Annotated in this window: 16 protein-coding genes and 1 tRNA gene; 15 read left to right on the plus strand and 2 right to left on the minus strand. The window is 72.5% G+C overall.

Features of this window, described 5'->3' with window-relative positions; genetic code table 11:
* Positions 1-119: 119 nt before the first annotated feature.
* The 6 genes from P4R38_RS03900 to dusB all read left to right on the plus strand — a co-directional run bounded on the left by P4R38_RS03900 (position 120) and on the right by dusB (position 6,210).
* Positions 120-1,148, plus strand: coding sequence for a S1 family peptidase (locus tag P4R38_RS03900; protein ID WP_277191128.1), 1,029 nt, complete (start codon positions 120-122; stop codon positions 1,146-1,148).
* A 155-nt stretch (positions 1,149-1,303) separates the two neighbouring features.
* A complete protein-coding gene (locus P4R38_RS03905; RefSeq protein ID WP_277191129.1) occupies positions 1,304-2,248 on the plus strand; it encodes an ABC transporter ATP-binding protein in 945 nt (314 codons plus the stop codon).
* Positions 2,249-2,251: 3 nt separating this feature from the next.
* On the plus strand, positions 2,252-3,052 hold the full coding sequence (locus P4R38_RS03910) for an ABC transporter permease (RefSeq protein WP_275240374.1): 801 nt from the start codon (positions 2,252-2,254) through the stop codon (positions 3,050-3,052).
* A 25-nt stretch (positions 3,053-3,077) separates the two neighbouring features.
* Positions 3,078-4,298: a sensor histidine kinase gene (locus tag P4R38_RS03915; RefSeq protein ID WP_277191130.1), complete on the plus strand. Its 1,221-nt coding sequence runs from the start codon at positions 3,078-3,080 to the stop codon at positions 4,296-4,298.
* Positions 4,295-4,903: a response regulator transcription factor gene (locus P4R38_RS03920; RefSeq protein ID WP_277191131.1), complete on the plus strand. Its 609-nt coding sequence runs from the start codon at positions 4,295-4,297 to the stop codon at positions 4,901-4,903. The genes P4R38_RS03915 and P4R38_RS03920 overlap by 4 nt, the downstream gene beginning before the upstream one ends.
* A 98-nt stretch (positions 4,904-5,001) precedes the next feature.
* Complete coding sequence (dusB, locus tag P4R38_RS03925; RefSeq protein WP_277191132.1) at positions 5,002-6,210, plus strand: tRNA dihydrouridine synthase DusB; 1,209 nt, start codon at positions 5,002-5,004, stop codon at positions 6,208-6,210.
* A 26-nt stretch (positions 6,211-6,236) separates the two neighbouring features.
* On the opposite strand, the gene P4R38_RS03930 is transcribed toward dusB, so the two are convergent.
* Positions 6,237-7,103, minus strand: a complete 867-nt coding sequence (locus P4R38_RS03930; RefSeq protein WP_277191133.1) for a sulfurtransferase — start codon at positions 7,101-7,103, stop codon at positions 6,237-6,239.
* Between the two features lie 93 nt (positions 7,104-7,196).
* Here P4R38_RS03930 and P4R38_RS03935 point away from each other — a divergent pair, with 93 nt between their 5' ends.
* From P4R38_RS03935 to P4R38_RS03975, 9 genes are all read left to right on the plus strand, one after another.
* Positions 7,197-7,472 carry a DUF2277 domain-containing protein gene (locus P4R38_RS03935; RefSeq protein ID WP_275240367.1) on the plus strand — a complete coding sequence of 92 codons (276 nt, stop codon included), beginning with the start codon at positions 7,197-7,199 and terminating at the stop codon, positions 7,470-7,472.
* Position 7,473: 1 nt separating this feature from the next.
* Positions 7,474-7,896, plus strand: coding sequence for a DUF3806 domain-containing protein (locus tag P4R38_RS03940; RefSeq protein WP_275240366.1), 423 nt, complete (start codon positions 7,474-7,476; stop codon positions 7,894-7,896).
* Entirely contained in the window at positions 7,893-8,378 is a 486-nt protein-coding gene (locus P4R38_RS03945) for a hypothetical protein (RefSeq protein WP_275240364.1), read from the plus strand. The genes P4R38_RS03940 and P4R38_RS03945 overlap by 4 nt, the downstream gene beginning before the upstream one ends.
* The gene (locus P4R38_RS03950) at positions 8,375-9,616 is read left to right on the plus strand and encodes a deoxyguanosinetriphosphate triphosphohydrolase (protein WP_277191134.1); all 1,242 of its coding nucleotides are present in this window, start codon (positions 8,375-8,377) and stop codon (positions 9,614-9,616) included. Before P4R38_RS03945 ends, P4R38_RS03950 begins: the two co-directional genes overlap by 4 nt.
* A gap of 10 nt (positions 9,617-9,626) precedes the next feature.
* Positions 9,627-10,646, plus strand: a complete 1,020-nt coding sequence (locus P4R38_RS03955; RefSeq protein WP_277191135.1) for an NAD(P)H-dependent flavin oxidoreductase — start codon at positions 9,627-9,629, stop codon at positions 10,644-10,646.
* 31 nt (positions 10,647-10,677) lie between these two features.
* On the plus strand, positions 10,678-11,190 hold the full coding sequence (locus P4R38_RS03960; RefSeq protein WP_277191136.1) for a pyridoxamine 5'-phosphate oxidase family protein: 513 nt from the start codon (positions 10,678-10,680) through the stop codon (positions 11,188-11,190).
* Positions 11,191-11,274: 84 nt separating this feature from the next.
* On the plus strand, positions 11,275-13,179 hold the full coding sequence (gene dnaG / locus P4R38_RS03965; protein ID WP_277191137.1) for a DNA primase: 1,905 nt from the start codon (positions 11,275-11,277) through the stop codon (positions 13,177-13,179).
* A 70-nt stretch (positions 13,180-13,249) separates the two neighbouring features.
* Positions 13,250-13,774, plus strand: a complete 525-nt coding sequence (locus P4R38_RS03970) for a hypothetical protein (RefSeq protein WP_277191138.1) — start codon at positions 13,250-13,252, stop codon at positions 13,772-13,774.
* Positions 13,775-13,864: 90 nt separating this feature from the next.
* Positions 13,865-13,940 (plus strand) — tRNA-Asn (locus P4R38_RS03975).
* 48 nt (positions 13,941-13,988) lie between these two features.
* Here the strand turns inward: P4R38_RS03975 and P4R38_RS03980 are convergent.
* Positions 13,989-15,173: a Fic family protein gene (locus tag P4R38_RS03980; protein ID WP_277191139.1), complete on the minus strand. Its 1,185-nt coding sequence runs from the start codon at positions 15,171-15,173 to the stop codon at positions 13,989-13,991.
* Positions 15,174-15,201 lie beyond the last annotated feature (28 nt).

The following is a 15,201-nucleotide window of genomic DNA, read 5'->3' on the forward strand; positions in this document are numbered from 1 at the left end:
TTGCCACTGCTGTTGCCGCTGCAGGACTGCTCGTGACCTCGTTGGCCGCCGCACCCGGCGCCGGCGCCGCGCATCATCCGGCGCCACGAAGCGTACAGGGCAGCGGGGACGCCACCGAGATGACCGCCCGGTTCTTGGCAAAGGACCGCGGCATCAGCCTCGCCGCCGCGCGCGCCCGGGTCGCCGCCGAGCCCCGCCAGACCGCCCAGGGCGCACGGATGGAGTCCGGCCTCGGATCCTCGCGCACCGGCGGCTCCTACCTGGACGGGCAGGGTCGCCTCGTCGTCACCGTGGTGAGGACCGCGGACGCCGGATCGGTCCGGTCCCAGGGTGCCGTCGCCCGCGTTGTCACGCGGTCGACCCAGCAGCTCGACGCGACCCAGCGCACCGTCCGCAGCCGCCTCGGAACCGGCTTCTCGGCGCTCGGGACCGATGTGGTCGCCAACACCGTCACGGTCACCGTCCCCGCGGCCGACGTCGCCCGGACCCGCACCGCCCTGCGCGGCCTCGGCGGTGTGAAGGTGGTCGGCACCACCGCCCGGATCAGCCCGCAGGCCAACGTCTACGGAGGGCAGCAGATCGCGTTCAACGGTTACGTGTGCTCGCTCGGCTTCAACGCCCGGCGCGGCTCGACGCCGGTCTTCATCACCGCTGGCCACTGCGGCGAGGGTTACCCCACCTTCACCCGCAACGGCATCACCCTCGGCCGGACGCAGGCGTACTCCTTCCCGGGCAACGACTACGCGTACTCCTCGCTGACGTCCAGCTGGACCGGCGTCGGCGCGGTGGACCTGTACAACGGGTCGGTCCGCGCGGTGAAGGGGTCCTCGAACGCCGCGGTGGGCTCGGCCATCTGCAAGTCCGGTCGCACCACCGGGTGGACCTGCGGGTACGTGCGCGCCAAGAACCAGCAGGTCAACTACGGCGGCGGTGACGTCGTGTCCGGGCTGACCCGCGCCAGCGCCTGCACCGAGGGCGGTGACTCCGGCGGTCCGTGGATGGTCGGCAACTACGCCCAGGGCGTGACCAGCGGCGGGGCGATGATCAACGGCCGCTGCCTGCAGGTCTACGGGCAGGAGAACCAGACCTACTTCCAGCCGGTGGGAGAGATCCTCTCCGCGTACGGCCTGACGCTCGCCACGAGCTGACGCCGGACCGCTCGCTCGACGTCACGGCGTACGCGCGCTCCCTGTCGTCGGCAGCGGTGCCGCCCGCAGGCGGGCCGCCGACGATGACGGATGTCACGCGTACGCCGTGACGCGCGTGTGGGGTCGAGGGTCCTCGCCCGCGCCAGAGTGGCGGCATGACGACAGAGGTGTCCGTGGCGACGGGCCACGAATCAGGGGAGAGCGGCTCGGCCGCAGCGATCCGGCTGGACGGTGTGCACCGGTCCTTCGGGAGCGTGCATGCCGTCCGGGGGATCGACCTGCGGGTCGAGCCGGGGGAGATCGTGGCCTTCCTCGGACCCAACGGGGCTGGCAAGACCACGACGATCGACATGGTGCTCGGGCTCACCCGACCCGACGCGGGGGAGGTGGAGGTCTTCGGGATGGCGCCGCGCCGCGCGATCGAGCGCGGGCTGGTGTCGGCGGTGATGCAGACCGGTGGCTTGCTCAAGGACCTCACGGTCGCCGAGACCGTCGAGCTGACCGGGTCGCTGTTCAGCCACTCCCGCACCGTGGGCGAGGTGCTGGACCGAGCCGGGATCGCCGACATCGCCAAGCAGCGGGTCGGCACCTGCTCCGGCGGCCAGCAGCAGCGGCTCCGGTTCGCGATGGCGCTGATGTCCGACCCGGCGCTGATCATCCTGGACGAGCCGACGACGGGGATGGACGTCACCGGGCGGCGCGACTTCTGGTCGGCGATCCGGGCCGACGCAGCCCGCGGACGCACCGTGCTCTTCGCCACCCACTACCTGGAGGAGGCGGACCAGTACGCCGACCGCATCGTGCTCGTCCGCGACGGCGAGATCGTCGCGGACGGCACCGCCGCGCAGATCAAGGCCCGCAGCGCCGGCCGCACCGTACGGGCGACCGTGCCCTCGCTCGACGAGTCGGAGCTGCGGGCCGTGCCCGGCGTCCAGGGCCTGGAGCTGCGCGGGGAGTCGGTCCTGGTGCACACCACCGACTCCGACGCGGTGGCCCGCCACCTGCTCACCCGCACCGGCGCCCACGACCTCGAGATCACCGCCCACGGCCTGGAAGAGGCGTTCATCGCCCTGACCGGCCGCGACGCCGAAGGAGCCTGACCGATGACGACCCTCACCCCCGAGAACCGCATCGACGCGGCGTCCCGGACCGTGCCGCCGCGGGGCGGTCTCAACGTCACCCTCCTGCGCATCGAGCTGCGCCGGGTCCTGCGCAACCGGCGCACGATGATCTTCACCCTCCTGATGCCGGTCGCGTTCTACTTCGCCTTCGGCAACGCCGAGTACGGCGACGACCGGCTGGGCGCCGGCAACTACGCCGCGTACTCCGTCATCTCCTTCGCGCTGTACGGCGCCATGGTCGCGACCACGTCGGCCGCCGCCTCGGTGTCGGTCGAGCGCTCGCAGGGCTGGTCCCGGCAACTGCGGCTGACCCCGCTGAGCGGCTTCGCCTACATCACGGTCAAGGTCGTCGCGGCCATGGTGCTCGGCCTGCTGCCCGTCGCGCTGGTGTACGCGGTGGGGCAGACGGGCAAGGCCGAGATGCCGGGCAGCGCCTGGATCACCTCGGCGGTGCTGGTGTGGGCGGGCGCGCTGATGTTCGCGGCGTTCGGGCTGTTCATGGGGTACCTGCTGCCCACCGAGAACGCCATGCAGGTGATCGGTCCGCTGATGGCCTTCCTGGCCTTCGGCGGTGGCATCTTCTACCCCTATCCCGCGATGGGGAGCACGATGCAGCACGTCGCCCAGCTCACGCCGATGTGGGGTGTCAGCATGATGGCCCACCTGCCGCTGACCGCCGAGGGCGTGCAGGCGTGGCAGTGGGCGCTGAACATCGTGGTCTGGCTCACGATCTTCGTCGGCGGCGCGGTGTGGCGGTTCCGCCGGGACACCCGTCGGGTCTGAGCGCCCAGGTGCCAGAGTGGGCGCCATGAGCGCCACTGATCGTCGTCCGGCATGGTTCGCGACCGTGCCGGACGACGCCGACGCGGCCGCGCCGGAGGGCGAGGAGCGCGGGATGTCGGGGCTGGTCGTCTCCGCCCTTTTCGCCGGTGTCTGGCTGGTCTTCCTCGCCACGCCGATCGCGACCGCCTGGCGGATGCCGAACCACGTCCGTGGCGCGGCGGGGGTGGCGCTCACCATCGCCTTCGGCGCCGTCTACCTGCTGCACTTCAACGCCGCCCGGACGGCGTCCTTCGGTGCTCGGCCCTCCGGCGAGGTCAACCGGCTGCGCCACCTCGCCTGGTACGCGCTGCTGGCCCTGACGGCGCTCGCCTGCACCCTGGTGGTCGGCCAGGACGGTACGGCGACCTGGGTCTTCCTGGCCGTGGCGGGCTGCTGGACCTTCCGGCTGTGGATCGCGCTCGCCGTCGGAGTGGGCCTGATCGTGGCGTACGAGCTGCTCGCCTGGCTCTACACCGGCTGGGAGCGCGACGCCTCCCTGGGCGGCTCGATCCTGCTGGCGATGATCGCCGTCTCCGGGGCCATGCTCGCCGCCCGTCGGCAGCGGGCGCTGGTCGAGGTCCGGCGCGAGAACGCCCGGCTCGCCGTCCAGGACGAGCGCAACCGGATGGCCCGCGACCTGCACGACATCCTCGGGCACTCCCTGACCGTCATCACCGTCAAGGCCGAGCTGGCCGGCCGGCTGCTGGACGCCGACCCGGTGCGTGCTCGCGCCGAGGTCGCCGACCTCGAGCGGCTCTCGCGCGACGCGCTGTCGGACGTGCGCCGCGCCGTCGAGGGCTACCGCGAGATCTCCCTCGCCGGTGAGCTGGCGCGGGCCCGGGAGGTGCTGGCCGCCGCGGGAATCCGGGCCGAGGTGCCGCGCGCGACGGACGAGGTGTCGACCGACCTGCGCGAGATGTTCGCCTGGACGGTGCGCGAGGCCATCACCAACATCCTGCGGCACAGCCGCGCGCAGGAGTGCACCATCACGCTCACGCCGACCAGCGTGACCGTCACGGACGACGGTCGGGGGGCCCAGGGCTCCTCCGGCGGCGGCAACGGTCTGCGCGGGCTGCGCGAGCGGGCGACCGCGGCCGGTGCGGTCCTGGTGACGCGTCAGCGTGAGCCGTCCGGCTTCGAGCTGACCGTCGCGGCGAGCGGCACCCCGACCACCAGCAGGACGACGAGGGAGACCACGCAGGCATGAGCATCAAGGTGATGCTGGCGGACGACCAGGCGATGGTGCGCGGAGCACTGGCAGCGCTGCTCGACCTGGAGAACGACCTGCAGGTGGTCGGCGAGGTGGGGCGCGGTGACGAGGTGGTGCCGCAGGCGGTGCGGGCCGGGCCGGACGTGGTCCTGATGGACGTCGAGATGCCCGGTCTCGACGGCATCGCGGCGACCGCCGCCCTGAAGCAGCGGCTGCCCGCGGTGCGGGTGCTCGTCGTGACGACGTTCGGCCGGCCGGGTTACCTCCGGCGCGGCCTCCAGGCGGGCGCCGACGGCTTCGTCGTCAAGGACACACCGGCGCGCGAGCTCGCCGACGCGGTCCGGCGGGTCCACCAGGGCCTGCGCGTCGTGGACCCGGCGCTCGCGGCGGACAGCCTCATCGCCGGGGAGTCCCCGCTGACCGAGCGCGAGGCGGAGGTGCTGCGCGCGAGCCTCGACGGCGGCACCGTCGCCGACGTCGCGCGAGCGCTGTTCCTGTCCGAGGGCACCGTGCGCAACCACCTGTCCTCGGTGATCGGGAAGACCGGCGCGCGGATCCGTGCGGAGGCCGCGCGGATCGCGGTGGACAACGGCTGGCTCTGACGCTCGACCCAGCACACCGGGCCGGTAGGCGACGTGATGCCTGGTCGATCGTCCGGGTGGATCGGGCGGATGGCGCGGGCTGCGACAATAGGCCGGTCATGACCGAAGTACTCCCCGCCCCCACCCCCGTGCTGCCGCCCCTGCGCATCGGGCGCCACACCATCGACTCACCCGTGGTCCTCGCCCCGATGGCAGGCATCACCAACCGCGCGTTCCGCCGGTTGTGCCGCCAGTACGGCGACCGCGGCCTGGCCGCCGGAGGCGCGTCCGGCGCGACCTCCCTGTACGTCAGCGAGATGATCACCTCGCGGGCGCTGGTCGAGCGCACGCCGATCTCGATGCAGCTGATCGAGCACGACCCGGACGAGAGCCCGCGGTCGATCCAGCTGTACGGCGTGGACCCCGCGACGGTGGGCAAGGCCGTACGCATGCTGGTCACCGAGGACCGCGCCGACCACATCGACCTGAACTTCGGCTGCCCCGTCCCGAAGGTCACCCGCAAGGGCGGGGGAGCGGCCCTGCCGTGGAAGACCGAGCTGTTCCGCGGCATCGTGTCGGCGGCCGTCCGTGAGGCGACCCCGTACGACGTGCCGGTCACCGTCAAGATGCGCAAGGGCATCGACCCCGATCACCTCACCTTCCTGGAGGCCGGCCGGATCGCCGAGGGGGAGGGCGCGGCGGCCGTCGCGCTGCACGGGCGTACGGCCGCGCAGGCGTACTCCGGTCACGCCGACTGGAGCGCGATCGCCCAGCTGAAGCAGACGGTGACCAGCATCCCCGTGCTCGGCAACGGTGACATCTGGTCGGCCGAGGACGCCCTGGCGATGGTGCGCGAGACCGGCTGCGACGGCGTCGTCGTCGGACGCGGCTGCCTGGGCCGGCCGTGGCTGTTCACCGACCTCGCGGCGGCGTTCGCCGGCTCGGACGAGCGGGTCCTGCCGAGCCTGGGCGAGGTGTGCGAGACCCTGCGTCGGCACACGGTCTACCTCGCCGAGTTCCACCAGTCGGAGCAGAAGGCCTGCCGGGACATCCGCAAGCACATCGCCTGGTACCTCAAGGGCTTCCCCGCCGGCTCGCAGGTCCGCTCGTCGCTGGCGACGGTCGAGTCACTGGCGTCCCTGGACGACCTCATCGCGAGCCTCGACCTGAGCCAGCCCTGGCCGGGCGACGCCGCCGAGGGCCAGCGCGGTCGGGCGGGGTCGGAGCGGCACGTGGTCCTGCCGGACGGCTGGCTGGACTCCCAGCGGCTCGACGGTGCGGCCGCCGAGGCGGTCGCGCAGGCCGAGCTGTCCGTCTCCGGCGGCTGACGCCTCAGCGCGGGGAGCCGCAGCCCTCAGGCTCCGGGAGCCGGCTCCGGCGTCCCCGCGGCGACCGCGCGGTCGGGGTCGGTGATCCAGTGCGACCAGGAACCCACGTACACCGCGCTGCGGGTGCCGAGCCCGGAGGCGTCCAGCGCCAGCGCCGTGTGCATGGCCTGGACCCCGGACCCGCAGTAGACGCCGACCTCGCAGTGAGGCGTGACACCGCGTGAGGTGAAGCGCATCGCCAGGTCGTCCGCGGGCAGGAACCGGCCGTCCTCCTGCAGGTTGGCCAGGGCGGGTGCACTGACCGCACCCGGGATGTGGCCGGCGACCGGGTCGATCGTCTCGTTCTCACCGCGGAAGCGGTCGGCCGGCCGGGCGTCCAGCAGCACGGCGCGGTCGGCGTACTCGGCCGCGCCGTCGGCGTCCAGCACGTCCCGGCCCGGCGGGGTGGCGACGAAGTTGCCCGGACGCGGTCGCACCGCCTCGTCGCTCACCGGCAGCCCGAGGGCACTCCAGCGCCCGAAGCCGCCGTCGAGCACCTGGACCCGCTCGTGCGCGCAGTACTCCAGCAGCCACCAGCACCGGCTGGCGGCCAGGGAGCTCGAGCGGTCGTAGACCACGACGGGGCTCTCGTTGTCGACCCCCGCGGCGCGCATGGCCGCCTGGAACACCGCGATGTCCGGCATCGGGTGCCGGCCGCCGTCGCCCGGCTGCGCGGACAGGGCCTCCTCGAAGTCCACCCACGCGGCGCCCGGCAGGTGGGCCGCGTCGTACAGCGGCCGCTGGGATGGTGCGCCGAGCTGCCAGCTGACATCGAGCACGACCAGCGGCTCGCCGTCGTCCATCCGGGTCGCCAGCTGCTCGGCCGACACGAGCGGGCTGCAGGGTCGCGTCATGCGTCGATCGTAGGCGCGGGGCAGCCGCAGCGGGAGGGCCGAGCAGCGGGCCGCCACCTGCCCGTTTCCGGCCGGTTGTGCCAGGCTGCAGACATGTGCCGGAACATTCGTCCGCTGAACAACTTCGCTCCCCCTGCGACCGACGACGAGGTGCACGACGCCGCGCTGCAGTACGTCCGCAAGATCAGCGGCGCCACCAAGCCCTCGCAGGCCAATCAGGAGGCGTTCGACCGGGCCGTCGCGGCGGTCACCGCGGCGACGCGCGAGCTGGTCGACTCCCTGGTCAGCGCGGCGCCGCCGAAGGACCGTGAGGTCGAGGCGGCCAAGCGGCGCGCGCGCTCCGCCGAGCGCTACCAGAACGCCGGCTGACGTGCCCGACGAGGACATCCGCATCAGCCCGCTCGGCGACGCGGAGCGGCGGACTCTGCACGAGTGGCTCAACGACGCGCGGTCGTGGGACATCGACCCCGACGACCTCGGCTCCATCGACCGCGCGTACGACGGGTACGTCGCGCGGGTGCTCGCGACCGACCCGGACGACCGCGAGGACCCGACGGCGGTGTGCACGATGATCGGTCTGGCGATGGGGGAGCACATCGTGCGCAACAGCGTCCTGGAGTGGCGCGTGGTGACCGACGCCGAGGGCACCGACCTGGCCTTGGCGACGCCCTCCGAGGACGCAGTGCTCTACCCGGCGGACCCGGTGATCGAGGCGTGGGCCGACCAGCGGACCAGCTGGATCTCGGCCTGGGCGAGCGACCTGATCCGCGGGGTGAGGGAGGCGCACGGATGACGGCCACGCTGCTCCCGAGTGAGCGGCTGACCAGTGGGCAACGGGTGCGTTCCGCGCTGAACTGGGCGAACGGGTCCACGCTCTTCGGCCTCGCGGTGGCCGCCCTCGGGCACAGCCGGGTCCGGCAGGGGCCGCGCGGTCTGTGGCTGGCCGACCGGTACGCGTACGGCTTCCCGATCGCCGGCGCCTTCACCGTCGGCAACGTGCTCATCACGCGCCACGACTGGACCGTCCGGGTCGAGCAGTACCCCGACCTCCTCGCGCACGAGGAACGCCACTCCTGGCAGTACGTCTGGTGCGGCGGCCTGCCGTTCATCCCGCTCTATCTCGCGGCGATGGGATGGTCGGCGCTGCGGACCGGGGACCGCGCGGCGCGCAACCTCTTCGAGCGGCACGCCGGCCTGGCGTCCGGTGGGTACGTCGACGCTCCGGTCCGCACGTGGTCGGCGTCCGTCCGTGCGTTGCGTCCGAGCGTTCGATGACCGATCCGTACGACAGCCGCTCGCGCGAGCGGTGGGTCGGGGAGGACCCGGCGACCAAACGAGCCGACCGGGACGACTTCGCTCGGGACCGGGCCCGGCTGCTGCACTCGGCCGCGCTGCGCCGGCTGTCCCAGAAGACGCAGATGCACCAGCCGACCGGCGACGACTTCGTCCGCAACCGGCTCACCCACTCCCTGGAGGTCGCCCAGATCGGGCGGGAGTTCGGGGCGGCGCTCGGGTGCAGTGCCGACGTCGTCGACACCGCCTGCCTCGCGCACGACCTCGGTCACCCGCCGTTCGGGCACAACGGCGAGACCGCGCTGAACGAGCTGGCGGCGGGCATCGGCGGGTTCGAGGGGAACGCCCAGACCCTTCGGCTGCTCACCCGGCTGGAGGCCAAGCGCGCCCACCCGGACGGCCGGTCCGCCGGCCTGAACCTCACCCGGGCCAGCCTGGACGCGTCGATCAAGTACCCGTGGCGGCGGGGCGAGTCCCCCTGGCCCACAGTGAAGTTCGGCGTGTACGACGACGACGCTCCCGTGTTCGAGTGGGTCCGGGAGGGCGTGCCCGCCGACGCCCCGACGCGGCTCTGCGTCGAGGCGCAGGTGATGGACTGGTCGGACGACGTCGCGTACTCCGTGCACGACGTCGAGGACGCGGTCGCGGCCGGACTGGTCGACCTGCGTGCGCTGCGGTCCCGCGAGGTCACCGAGGAGGTCGCCTCCGTCACCCAGCGCCTGTACGCCCCCGACCTCGACGTCGCGATGCTCGCCGACGCCCTCACCCGCGTCCTGACGGCCGGCGGGATGCCGGCCGACCACGACGGCACCCGGACAAGCCTGGCCGCGCTGAAGGACACCACCAGCCGGCTGATCGGGCACTTCGTCCACACGGTCGAGACCGCGACCCGGGACCGGCACGGTGACGGCCCGCTGACCCGGCACGGGGCGGAGGTCGTGGTGCCCGACGAGGTCCGCGGCGAGTGCGCGGTGCTGAAGGGAGTCGCGGCCCGCTTCGTGCTGATGACCGAGGACCGGCAGCAGCTGCACGCCGAGCAGCGCGAGATGGTCGGGTCGTTGTTCCGCGCCTACGGCGACCGTCCCGAGCGGCTCGACCCCTTGTACGCGGCCGACTTCGCCGCCGCCGAGGGCGACGCGGCGCGCCTGCGGGTGATCACCGACCAGATCGCCTCGCTGACCGACGGACGGGCGATCACGTTGGCGCGCACCTGGTCCTAGGCTCGAGCGCGTGGACGTCACCCGGTTGCAACGACCCGTGATCGCAGCCCCCATGGCGGGCGGGCCGTCGACGCCGGAGCTGGTGGCCGCGGTGAACGCCGCGGGCGGTATGGGCCAGCTGGCGGCGGGCTACGTGACCGTCGAGGCCGTCCGGCAGCAGATCGAGCGGACGAGATCGCTCACCGACCGGCCGATCGGCGTCAACGTCTTCGTGCCGGCGCACCCCGACCCGCGGATCGACCGCGCTGCCGTGGAGGCCTACCGCCGGCGACTGACCCCGATCGCCCTGCGGCTGGGCGCCGACGTGCCGGAGCCGCGCTGGGACGACACCGACGGGTTCGAGGCCAAGATCGCGCTGCTGGAGGAGGCCGCCGTCGACACGGTGAGCTTCACCTTCGGCTGCCCGGGCGCGCAGGTCGTGCGTCGGCTGCGGGCGGTGGGCAGCCAGGTGGTGGTCACGGTGACCGACGCCGACGAGGCGCTCGCCGCCGTCCGGGAGGGCGCCGACGCCTTGTGCATCCAGGGCGCCCAGGCGGGTGGCCATCGCAGCACCCACCGGGTCGACGCCATCCCGAACGACCTGTCCCATCTCGACCTGCTGCGCGAGGTCCGCAGCGTCACCTCGGTCCCGCTCGTCGCCGCGGGCGGGATCGCGGACGCCCAGGACGTCCGGCGTGCGCTCGGGCTGGGCGCGGCGGCGGTCCAGGTCGGCACGGCGTTGCTGCTGACGCCGGAGGCCGGGACGAGCGCCACTCATCGCGCCGGTCTGACCGAGCCGTCGCTGAGCCGGTCGGTCGTGACGCGGGCCTTCTCGGGGCGGCCCGGGCGCGGGGTGCGCAACGCGTTCGTGGACGAGCTCGACGCGTACGCGCCCTCGGTGTTCCCGGTCGTGGACCAGCTCACCAAGCCGATGCGGGCGGCCGCGGCCGCCGTCGAGGACTTCCATCTCGTCAACCTGTGGGCGGGGACCAGGTGGCGGCAGGCGACAGCGGCCCCCGCGGCGGAGGTCCTCGAACGGCTGACGCCCTGACCGTGTCCGGGTACGGCGCTACTGTCGCGGGATGACGAGCCCGCGCGGGTCGCTCGACACCCGCTTCTCCGACCCGGTGGCGCACGCACTCGGCTGGCCCGAGGTCGTGTCGCTGCTCACCTCGGCCGAGCTGTACTGGCTCACCACCGTGCGCTCGGACGGGAGGCCGCACACCTGTCCGCTGGTCGGTGTCTGGGCGCAGGGCGCCTTCTCGTTCTGCACGGGTACGGGCGAGCAGAAGCACGCGAACCTGGAGCACCGCGCCGATGTCTCGGTGACCACGGGCGCCAACACCTGGACGGAGGGCACCGACGTCGTCGTCGAGGGCCGAGCCGAGCGCGTGAGAGGTCGCGAGCGGCTCGCCCTGCTGGCCGCGGCCTGGCGGGACAAGTACGGCGACCAATGGGCCTGGCAGGCCGACGACGAGGGATTCCACGACGATGGCGAGCAGCCGGGCAGCCGCCCATGGGTGTACGTCGTCCCCCCGGCGAAGGTCATCGCCTTCGGCAAGAGGCCGCACAGCCAGACGACGTTCCGGTTCTGAGCATCCGCGCCGGCGGTCGTCCACAGCCGGCCGGAGGCCCTCGGCGCGCACGACCTAGACTCGGGCGACACCGAAGGGAGAGCCGTGGCCGGTCGCATCAAGCCCGACGACATCGCGCTGGTCAAGGAGCGTGCCTCCCTCGAGGACGTCGTCCGCGAGCACGTCACGCTGCGCGCGGCGGGTCCGGGGTCGCTCAAGGGGCTGTGCCCGTTCCACGACGAGAAGACGCCGTCGTTCAACATCAGGCCGGCCGTCGGGGCGTACCACTGCTTCGGCTGCGGCGAGAGCGGCGACCTCATCGAGTTCGTGATGAAGGTCGAGCACCTCTCCTTCGGTGAGGCCGTCGAGCGGCTCGCGGCCAAGGCCGGTGTCGAGCTGCACTACGAGGACGGCCCACGCCCGAAGGAGGAGTCGATCGGGCGGCGCTCGCGCCTGGTCGAGGCTCACCGGGTGGCCGCGGAGTTCTTCGCCACCGCCCTGGTCGACTCCGGTGAGGCCGCCGTCGCTCGCCGCTTCCTGCACGACCGCGGCTTCGACCGTGCGGCGGCCGAGACGTTCGGGGTGGGCTACGCACCCAAGGGGTTCGACCATCTGGCGAATCACCTTCGTGGCAAAGGGTTCTCGGCCGACGAGATTGTCCTCGGCGGTCTGGCCGGACGCGGCCAACGCGGGCTGCTCGACCGTTTCCGCGGCCGGCTCGTCTGGCCGATCCGCGACATCACCGGCGACACCATCGGCTTCGGCGCGCGCCGGCTGTACGACGACGACCGCATCGAGGCGAAGTACCTCAACACCTCCGAGACGCCGATCTACAAGAAGACCCACGTGCTGTACGGCCTCGACCTGGCCAAGCGGTCCATCGCCAAGGAGCGTCGGGCCGTCGTCGTCGAGGGCTACACCGACGTGATGGCCTGTCACCTCGCCGGGGTGGAGCAGGCAGTCGCGACCTGTGGCACCGCGTTCGGCGTCGACCACATCAAGACGCTGCGGCGCATCCTGCGCGACGAGGCGGACCAGGACTCCGCGCGCGTGGTGTTCACCTTCGACGGCGACGCCGCCGGTCAGGCCGCCGCGATGAAGGCGTTCAAGGAGGATCAGCGCTGGGCCTCGCAGTCGTTCGTCGCGGTCGCCCCGGGTGGTCAGGACCCGTGCGACCTGCGCAAGTCCTCCGGGGACGCTGCGGTGCAGCACCTGGTCGACGACGCGGTGCCGATGTTCGAGTTCGCGGTCCGGACGACGATCGCGCGGTTCGACCTCGACCACGCCGAGTCCCGGGTGCGCGCGATGCGCGCGGTGGCGCCGATCATCGCCGAGATCCGGGACAAGGCGCTGCGCCCGATGTACACCCGGGACGTCGCCGGCTGGCTGGGCGTCGACGTCGAGCAGCTCTCGACCGAGGTCGCCCGGGCGGCCCGCGCGCCGCGTACCGAGCCCACCGCTTCGCGCCGTCCCGCGACGGACGGCGAGGCCGTCGACGCGGGCCCGATCCAGCCGATCCTGGAACGGCCTGACCTGCGCGATCCCGTCGTCGCGCTGGAGCGCCAGCTGCTGCAGGCGATCCTGCAGTTCCCGTCCGCGTTCACCGCCGACCAGCTGGCCGCGCTGTCCCCGCAGGGGTTCTCCGCGCCCGCGCACGGCGCGGTCTACGACGGGATCGCCCAGGCCGCGCCCCCGGGGGACCGCACCACTGCGGGCTGGGCCCAGGCCGTCACCGAGGCCGCGGCGTCCGTCGTGACGCCGCTGGTGCGCGAGCTCGCCGTCGCCCCGCTGCCGACCCGCCTCGACCCCAGCACCGGCCGACCTGACGGCCGCTACCTGGCGTCGTTGGTCGTCCGGGTCGAGGAGGTCGGGCTGAACCGGCAGATCTCGGACGCGATGAGCATGCTGCGCCGCCTCGACGGCAACGAGCCCGAGCGGGCGCGCCAGGTGTCGCACACCCTGAACGAGATGCAGGTCCGGCTGGCCCGCCTCCGGGCGAGCATGACCTGACCCGCGGGTACCGTTGCCGCATGCCGGCTGATCGTCCGACCCCGTCCCGCCCGACCTCACGGAGTGGCCGGTGAGGCTTCCCCAGCTCCGACGCTCGAACGCTCTGCCCGAGGACGTGCGCGAGGCGCTCGAGCTCGATCGTGGCGAGCGGGTCGTCGCCTCCGCCACGGACGACAACACCGACGCGACGGTCGTCGCCACCACGACGCACCTGGTCGTCGTCGGGCCCGCCGGGCAGGTGACGACCCGGCGCCCGTGGCACCTGGTGGACGCCGGACAGTGGAACGCCGACACCTGGACGCTCTCGGTGACCTGGGTGGACAAGGCACGTCCGGGTCAGTGGACCTTCCGCGACCAGGACACCCGGCTCCTGCAGGCCTTCCGTGAGCGCGTCGAGGCGACCGTCGTCGTCACCGAGCCGCTCGGACTGACCGGCGCGGGTCGTGCCGGCCGCGTCGTCCTGCGCAAGGACCTGAGCACCCAGCAGCTGCTCGTCCAGCCCGTTCTCGGGCGCGGTACGCGCGCCGACGACCCCGTCGTACGGGCGGCCGTGGAGCGCGCGACGGCGCGGCTGGAGGAGCAGGTCGGCCTCTGATCCGGGCCGTCGCCGGGGGCTTCCGACTCGGTTTCATGGGTGGCCCCACCCTTTGCTATTGTTGCCGTCGCGCCTCAGCGAGACGCACCTTCCCCTGTAGCTCAACTGGCAGAGCATTCGGCTGTTAACCGGAGGGTTGTTGGTTCGAGTCCAACCGGGGGAGCCAGAGAAGAAGCCCCCTGACCAGGCAGACTGCCTGGTCAGGGGGCTTCTTTCATGGTGTCGACGGATTCGCACCAGAACCGCTCAGCTGGAGGATGTCCAGCACCGCGTCGGCCTGGTACAGATGGGCCCGTTTCAGCTTGCCGCCGGAGGGTGTGAGCACCCCCGCCTCGACGAGCGCGTTCACGCAGGTGTGGGCCGCCATCTTGGTCACACCCAGCTCGCGCTGCAGGTACGAGGTGGTGACGACCGGCTGCTGGATCAGGATGTCGACCGCTCGGTGAACCGAGGAGTCTGCGCGAAAGCGGGACACCGCCCCGGTCCAGTCGTCCCACACCCGGTCGACCCGTTCCGCGACGTCGTGCGTGATGGCGACCGAGACGTTCACGAAGTCGAGCATCGTCTCGGTGTAGCGCGAGACCGCAGCGCGGCGGTCCTCGATGCGGTCACCGTCGTGCCGGTACGTCGTGAGCGCATCGACGTAGGCGGACGTGTCCTTCGCGAGCGCCAGCGACAACGGGAGGACCCCGCCGGTGACGACGCCTGCTCGGTGCAGGACGCCGTGGAACAGCGCTCGCCCGACGCGGCCGTTCCCGTCGGTGTAGGGATGGATGGTCTCGAACTGAGCGTGCGCCAGCACCGCTGTCAGCAGGGGGTTGTCGCCCCCGCGATTCACATATGCCAAGAAGTCGTCCATGCAGCTCGGCACGGTCTGGAACGGTGGCGGGACGTACTGCGCGCTGAGTGCCGAGCGGCCGCCGATGAACACCTGTTCGTGGCGGTAGCCGCCGGCGGAGAGGCTCGGCAGCAGAGTGGCGTGGATCTGGTGGATGTCCTCGTGCTGCCAGATGCCGTCCAACCTAGCGATGGCAGCGCTCATCGCATCGATGTTGCGAGCGACGCTGCGCCCCTGCGGGGTCGCTCTGTCGTGATCCAGGCGGGCCAGCATGATGTTGCGCGGCGTCTCACGCTCACCCTCCACCCAGGACGAAGCGATGCTCTCCGAGCGGATCAGGGCGGCATACAGCAGCGGCAGCGGTCGCGCCCGGAGACGCTCACCCAGCACGGCCACTGCGCTCGAGGAGTCGTAGGCGTACTCGAGTGCGTCGGTGCTCAGCAGCTGCAGGCCGGAGACCAGCGGGTCAGGGTGGTAGCGCAGGTAGCTTCCACCGCGGCGCTCCCGGCTGCTCACGCCCGTGAAGTCCGGGTCGATCCTGACGCGTTCCCAGTGAGCCATCGATGAAGCTCTTCTCGTCAGAATAAAG

The sequence above is a fragment of the Luteipulveratus flavus genome (assembly GCF_029439465.1).
Taxonomy (GTDB): Bacteria; Actinomycetota; Actinomycetes; order Actinomycetales; family Dermatophilaceae; genus Luteipulveratus; species Luteipulveratus flavus.

What these genes read in the sequence shown, in the direction of transcription:
- P4R38_RS03910 (WP_275240374.1), top strand. Translation starts at nt 2,252, where the DNA reads ATGACGACCCTCACCCCCGAGAACCGCATCGACGCGGCGTCCCGGACC.
- P4R38_RS03900 (WP_277191128.1), top strand. Translation starts at nt 120, where the DNA reads ATGACCGCCCGGTTCTTGGCAAAGGACCGCGGCATCAGCCTCGCCGCC.
- dusB (WP_277191132.1), top strand. Translation starts at nt 5,002, where the DNA reads ATGACCGAAGTACTCCCCGCCCCCACCCCCGTGCTGCCGCCCCTGCGC.
- P4R38_RS03930 (WP_277191133.1), bottom strand. Translation starts at nt 7,103, where the DNA reads ATGACGCGACCCTGCAGCCCGCTCGTGTCGGCCGAGCAGCTGGCGACC.
- P4R38_RS03905 (WP_277191129.1), top strand. Translation starts at nt 1,304, where the DNA reads ATGACGACAGAGGTGTCCGTGGCGACGGGCCACGAATCAGGGGAGAGC.
- P4R38_RS03915 (WP_277191130.1), top strand. Translation starts at nt 3,078, where the DNA reads ATGAGCGCCACTGATCGTCGTCCGGCATGGTTCGCGACCGTGCCGGAC.
- P4R38_RS03950 (WP_277191134.1), top strand. Translation starts at nt 8,375, where the DNA reads ATGACCGATCCGTACGACAGCCGCTCGCGCGAGCGGTGGGTCGGGGAG.
- P4R38_RS03935 (WP_275240367.1), top strand. Translation starts at nt 7,197, where the DNA reads ATGTGCCGGAACATTCGTCCGCTGAACAACTTCGCTCCCCCTGCGACC.
- P4R38_RS03960 (WP_277191136.1), top strand. Translation starts at nt 10,678, where the DNA reads ATGACGAGCCCGCGCGGGTCGCTCGACACCCGCTTCTCCGACCCGGTG.
- P4R38_RS03920 (WP_277191131.1), top strand. Translation starts at nt 4,295, where the DNA reads ATGAGCATCAAGGTGATGCTGGCGGACGACCAGGCGATGGTGCGCGGA.
- P4R38_RS03945 (WP_275240364.1), top strand. Translation starts at nt 7,893, where the DNA reads ATGACGGCCACGCTGCTCCCGAGTGAGCGGCTGACCAGTGGGCAACGG.
- P4R38_RS03980 (WP_277191139.1), bottom strand. Translation starts at nt 15,173, where the DNA reads ATGGCTCACTGGGAACGCGTCAGGATCGACCCGGACTTCACGGGCGTG.